This is a genomic window from Pseudomonas parasichuanensis (genome assembly GCF_021601385.1).
In the GTDB taxonomy this organism is placed as follows: Bacteria; Pseudomonadota; Gammaproteobacteria; order Pseudomonadales; family Pseudomonadaceae; genus Aquipseudomonas; species Aquipseudomonas parasichuanensis.
The window spans coordinates 1-1,180 of sequence record NZ_BQHO01000075.1 but is presented as its reverse complement, the minus strand read 5'-3'; the positions used below and the strand labels follow the sequence as shown (position 1 = coordinate 1,180).

Genomic DNA, 1,180 nt, shown 5'->3' with positions numbered 1-1,180 from the left:
TGGGCCTGCAGGCGCGCTTCGATTTCGCCCAGCTCGATGCGCAGGCCGCGCACCTTGACCTGGTGGTCGACCCGCCCGGCGTACTCCAGCACGCCATCGGCGCGGTAGCGCGCCAGGTCGCCGGTGCGGTACAGCCGCGAGCCGTCCGCGGCGAACGGGTCCGGCAGGTATTTCTCGGCGGTCAGCCCCGGGCGCAGCAGGTAGCCGCGGGTAATCCCTTCACCGGCCAGGTACAGCTCGGCCGTGGCGCCGACCGGCACCGAGTGCAGCTGGCTGTCGAGCAGGTAGCTGGCGGTGTTGGCCAGCGGCCGGCCGATGTTGGCCTGGCCGCCCGCGGCGCGGCGGGTCCAGGTGGAATAGGTGGTGTCTTCCGACGGGCCGTACAGGTCGTACACGTGCGCCACGCCCGGCAGGTCGTACAGCCCCTCCACCAGCGACTGCTTCAGCGGCTCGCCGGCCAGGTTGATGATGCGCACGCCCGGCGGGATCTGCCCGGCGCGCAGCAGCGCATTGGCCGCCGACGGCACGCTGTTGATCAGCCGCACCTGGTCGCGCGCGGCCAGCTCCGGCAGCTCCAGCGCGTTGCGCGCGCCAACGATGAAACCGCCGCCGGCCAGGGTCACGAACAGCTCCCATACCGACAGGTCGAAGCAGATCGAGGTCGAGGCCAGCACGCCCTGGATGTCCGCCGGGCGGTACACCTGCTGCGACCAGGCCACCAGCGCCGCGACGTTGCGGTGGCTGATCGCCACGCCCTTGGGCCGGCCGGTGGAGCCGGAGGTGTAGATCACGTAGGCCAGGTTGGCTGCCGCGGCGCGGGCCGGCAGGTCGCCGTCGTCGCCCTCGGCCAGCACCAGTTCGTCGAGCAGCAGCGTCTGGAACGCGCCCTCGACCTGCAACCCATCGCGCACCGCACGCTCGGTCAGCAGCACCCGCGCGGCGCTGTCCTCGAGCATGTAGGCGACCCGCTCGGCCGGGTAGTCCGGGTCCAGCGGCACGTAGGTGCCGCCGGCCTTGAGCACCGCCAGCAGCGCCGTCAGCATTGCCATGCCGCGCGGCATGGCCACGCCCACCCGCACTTCCGGGCCAACGCCCAGGCGCACCAGGTGGTGGGCCAGGCGGTTGGCGCGGGCGTTGAGCTGGCGGTAGTCCAGTTGCTCGCTGCCCCAGATCGCCGCCA

Annotated in this window: 1 protein-coding gene; it reads right to left on the bottom strand. The window is 72.5% G+C overall.

The window, feature by feature from the left end:
* A partial coding sequence (locus L6D77_RS27005) for an amino acid adenylation domain-containing protein (RefSeq protein ID WP_236170226.1) occupies positions 1 to 1,180 on the bottom strand: 1,180 nt, incomplete at both ends.